Below are 4,246 nucleotides of genomic sequence, written 5' to 3'. Positions count from 1 at the left end.
ACCTACAACCTTCTGATTCGTAGTCAGACACTCTATCCAGTTGCGCTATGGGTGCATAATAATATTAAGTTGAAAATGCCGAGGACCGGGATCGAACCGGTACGGTCATCACTGACCGCAGGATTTTAAGTCCTGTGCGTCTGCCAATTCCGCCACCCCGGCAGGAAAAACGCATTAAAGCGGAAGACGGGATTCGAACCCGCGACCCCCACCATGGCAAGGTGATGTTCTACCACTGAACTACTTCCGCACAATGCCGACTAGAGGATTCGAACCTCCGACCTCCTCATTACTAGTGAGATGCTCTGCCAACTGAGCTAAGTCGGCGAAAGTGTAAATAATGCTATTTAATTTTAATGCGGGTGAAGGGACTCGAACCCCCACGTCGTAAGACACTAGAACCTAAATCTAGCGCGTCTGCCAGTTCCGCCACACCCGCATGGTGACTGGTTAATGAGCCGTGACAGTCTCGAACTGTCGACCCTCTGATTAAAAGTCAGATGCTCTACCAACTGAGCTAACGGCTCAATGGAGGATACAGGGCTCGAACCTGTGACCCTCTGCTTGTAAGGCAGACGCTCTCCCAACTGAGCTAATCCTCCATGTGCCCAAAAGGTGAACAGTTATGATCGACCTCTTTGAAACAACTATTACAGTTTATCATCTGGTTGAAATGATGTCAACACCTTTTTTCAACTTGATGAATAGTTATTCAGGACTTGCTGTCCTGCTAACCAACCGCAAGAACTATATTACACGCTTTTATCTCAAAAAGCTAGCTTTTTTTCAAATTAATTTCAATTAATTTGAAATTGCGTATCCATAGGCCTCGCAAGTCCCTACATCAACCGCACGGCTATTATTATACCACTTCTCAATTCAAATATTAATTGTAAATTGGCCTTTTCTACCAATGAATAACTTATCCGTTTCTTTTCATAAAAATGTATTTGGGTATGGCCTTGGACTCAATTAATTGATTTAACTTGCTTACCCTTCATTGCTTCCACTACCACTTCAGGTAACGCGCTTTTCCAGTTACAGCGGGACCGGCTTCAGCCACGAAATACACGTGTCTTCCGCCTCGTCTGTGAGCCTTCAAAACCCGAAGTCTCACAGACGTCCAGTTCCAGTAAGCGGTAAACCGCTAACTCGAACTTATCACCGCAACTGGAAAAGCGCGTTACCTTCCGTTCTCGTTACCGATGCATCTTATTGTCCATAGTCTCTATAACTATTACAATCATACGAATACTCTAACCCAAAGTTCAAAAAATTAGAATTGGCCACTAGTCAGTCCATGTTTACTGTACAGTATCAATTGATAGTCAATAACCAGATGCCATCAATCCCAACACAAAAACCGAGCAACTGCTGCGAATTACTCGCAACCGTTACTCGGTTTTTATCACACTATTTCAGTTAGCAATTATTCCTTAACGATCTTAGTTTGACCACCCATGTATGGTTGTAAAACTTCTGGAATGTTCACTGTGCCATCTTCGTTTTGGTAGTTTTCCAAAATGGCGGCAACGGTCCGACCTACAGCCAGGCCTGATCCGTTTAAGGTGTGGACATACTGCAACTTACCGTTTTCGTCACGGTACTGAATATGTGCCCGCCGTGCTTGGAAGTCAGTACAGTTTGAACAGCTTGAAATTTCACGGTATTTATCTTGGAACGGGAGCCATACTTCCAAGTCATGCGTCATAGCAGCAGTAAAGCTCATGTCACCCGTCGTCAAAGTGATCACGTGGTGTGCCAAGCCAAGCTGCTTCAATAAATCTTCAGCATGATTGGTCATCTTTTCCAACGCATCCCATGATTGTTCTGGTTTCGTAAATTGAACCATTTCAACCTTGTTAAATTGGTGGAGACGAATCAAGCCACGCGTATCGCGACCCGCGCTACCAGCTTCAGAACGGAAAGCCGGTGACAAGGCTGTGAACATGACTGGGAGCTTTTCATCATCGATCACTTCATCACGGTAATAGTTGACCAAGGGTACTTCGGCCGTTGGAATCAACGTTTCGTCCGCTTCCTTCAATGAGTAAACATCTTCGGTAAACTTAGGAAATTGGCCAGTCCCGTACATTGATTCGCTGTTGACCATATATGGTGGCAAGACTTCGGTAAAGCCAGCTTTTTCATTTTGGTCCAAGAAGAAGTTGTAGATGGCCCGCTCTAAACGAGCACCTTGGCCAACGTAGTACAAGAAACGACTGCCTGAAACTTTGGCACCACGTTCGAAGTCCAAAATACCAAGGCTTTCACCAATCTCCCAGTGTGACTTTGGTTCAAAATCAAACGCTGGAATCTCGCCCCACTTGCGTAGTTCAACTGAACCATCTTCAGTTAAACCAACTGGCACGTTATCATTTGGAATGTTTGGTAAATGAGCCGATTTGTTTTGAACGTCAGCCGCAATGTCAGTCAACTGTTCGTCCATCGCCTTAATATCAGCGCTGACTTGTTTCATCTGGGTAATTTTTTCGCTAGCATCTTCCTTGTTACGCTTAAGTTGTGAAATCTCGTCTGACACTTGGTTGCGTTGTGCCTTCATAGTTTCACTCTTCACGATTAAATCACGTCGCTTTTGGTCAAGTGCTAATAAGTCGTCAATTTCGGTGGCTTCAACGCCACGAGTTGCTAACTTTTCCTTTACAAAATCTGTTTCAGTTCTAACTAACTTCAAATCAATCATAATGCTTCCCCTTTCATATTGCGGTCCGCAAAAAAAGCTTCCGCCCCAAAAATTGGGACGAAAGCTCGCGGTACCACCCAAGTTTGCAGTCACACTGCACACTCAACATCGGTAACGGCGATCAACCGTACAGGATTAACTGTCCGCTTTCACACACTGGAGTTTCGATGAGCGGTTCGCAGCAATCCCGCTTCTCTGTACATCTACTTAAAGGTGTGTGGCGTTTATTCATTAACACTAGTCTACGATATTTTAAATCAAAACACAACCGTGAGGCATTAAAGCCCCAAAGAAGCTAGTTTGTCGTCAACCATACTTAAAACTTGTTTTTGTGCGCTTGGATCCTCAACGAAGTCTAAATCGTCACCATTGATCACCATCTTCGGCGATTTGTCATAGTTTTGGTACCAATCCACGTAACGAGCGTCTAATTCTTTGTAGTAATTGTACAAAGAAGGATCCTGATCGACCTGTTCAAACGAACGACCACGCTTTTTGATGCGTTGTAGCATCGTGTCAAACGAAATGTTGATGTGGATCAACAAATCTGGATTTTTCTTATGTGGTGTTTCTGGTAATTCTTCCATCATGTTTTGAAGCAAGGAGTCGTAAATGTCAGATTCAGTCTGCGTCGCGCGGCCTAAATCAGCGTTTAACTTAAATAACAGTGAGTCTTCGAAAATTGAACGATCAAGCACCGTTTCATCATCCTTGAAGGCTTCCTTAATGCTATCAAGTCGCTTGTTAAGGAAGTAGATTTGGAGTAAGAAGCCATACTTCTTTGGGTTTTGATAAAATAATGGCAAAATCTCGTTATCGTCTACTGATTCGTAAAATGCTGGTTTGTGTAAATGATCAGCAAGCATATTTGTGAGGCTGGTTTTACCAGCGCCAATAGTTCCTGAAAGTACAATCATCGTTATTTCTCCTTTAAACTTCAAAAGTCAGCACAATACATTGTATCATTGCGACCCGTAAATGCAATATGTTGGGGGTAAAAACTATGAATTCATTTTTCAATCCTCATTTTATTTCACTTCAAATCAAAAATAATTATGCTTAATTGTCACTTGGGTTAGCGCTTATTTACAGACTAGCTGCAATCAAGCTATTTCAAGGTAGGGAAAATTATTTATGCCGCCACTTTCACTACGGGCTAGCGCCCTTTTCCAGCTGCTGTGGGACCAGCTGCAACCGCTCCGCGTTTTCCGCTTCGGTTATGAGCCCAAAGTTCGGTCTCATAACCGTCCAGTACGACTAAGCGCGAAACGCGCTAAGTCGTACTTATCACCGCAACCGGAAAAGACCGCTAACCCTCCGTTTTCGTTACATGGTGCGCATAATGCTTCTATTGAGTTAACAATCTGACTTAGAAGTAGTACGGACTAAGACTTGTTTCTAGTCCTTCAGTAATCAATCAACTTTTAGATTATGACTATTTTACTTTGATTGTTGAATCTCATTGAAGACAATTATTCGACAGACAGTGCCTATCGTATTAACCAGTTCAATGTTTGCTCAATCAACTTCAGTAGCCGTAGC

General features: G+C 43.4%; 2 protein-coding genes and 6 tRNA genes. All 8 read right to left on the bottom strand.

Annotation, left to right across the window (positions count from 1 at the left end; genetic code table 11):
- Window positions 1-76 precede the first annotated feature (76 nt).
- The 8 genes from FD04_RS11290 to FD04_RS11250 all read right to left on the bottom strand — a co-directional run bounded on the left by FD04_RS11290 (window position 77) and on the right by FD04_RS11250 (window position 3,621).
- A tRNA-Leu gene (locus FD04_RS11290) sits at window positions 77-162 on the bottom strand.
- Window positions 163-178: 16 nt separating this feature from the next.
- Window positions 179-250, bottom strand: a tRNA-Gly gene (locus tag FD04_RS11285).
- Between the two features lie 4 nt (window positions 251-254).
- Window positions 255-327: transfer RNA gene (locus tag FD04_RS11280), tRNA-Thr, on the bottom strand.
- A 30-nt stretch (window positions 328-357) separates the two neighbouring features.
- Window positions 358-439 (bottom strand) — tRNA-Leu (locus FD04_RS11275).
- A 15-nt stretch (window positions 440-454) separates the two neighbouring features.
- Window positions 455-527: transfer RNA gene (locus FD04_RS11270), tRNA-Lys, on the bottom strand.
- Between the two features lie 2 nt (window positions 528-529).
- Window positions 530-602, bottom strand: a tRNA-Val gene (locus FD04_RS11265).
- An 827-nt stretch (window positions 603-1,429) separates the two neighbouring features.
- Complete coding sequence (gene serS, locus FD04_RS11255; RefSeq protein ID WP_056948912.1) at window positions 1,430-2,704, bottom strand: serine--tRNA ligase; 1,275 nt, start codon at window positions 2,702-2,704, stop codon at window positions 1,430-1,432.
- A 278-nt stretch (window positions 2,705-2,982) separates the two neighbouring features.
- Window positions 2,983-3,621: a deoxynucleoside kinase gene (locus tag FD04_RS11250; RefSeq protein ID WP_054700867.1), complete on the bottom strand. Its 639-nt coding sequence runs from the start codon at window positions 3,619-3,621 to the stop codon at window positions 2,983-2,985.
- Window positions 3,622-4,246: the final 625 nt, after the last annotated feature.

It is taken from the genome of Secundilactobacillus odoratitofui DSM 19909 = JCM 15043 (genome assembly GCF_001434895.1).
Taxonomy (GTDB): Bacteria; Bacillota; Bacilli; order Lactobacillales; family Lactobacillaceae; genus Secundilactobacillus; species Secundilactobacillus odoratitofui.
This window is presented reverse-complemented; position numbering and strand designations above follow the sequence as displayed.

What these genes read in the sequence shown, in the direction of transcription:
- serS (WP_056948912.1), bottom strand. Translation starts at nt 2,704, where the DNA reads ATGATTGATTTGAAGTTAGTTAGAACTGAAACAGATTTTGTAAAGGAA.
- FD04_RS11250 (WP_054700867.1), bottom strand. Translation starts at nt 3,621, where the DNA reads ATGATTGTACTTTCAGGAACTATTGGCGCTGGTAAAACCAGCCTCACA.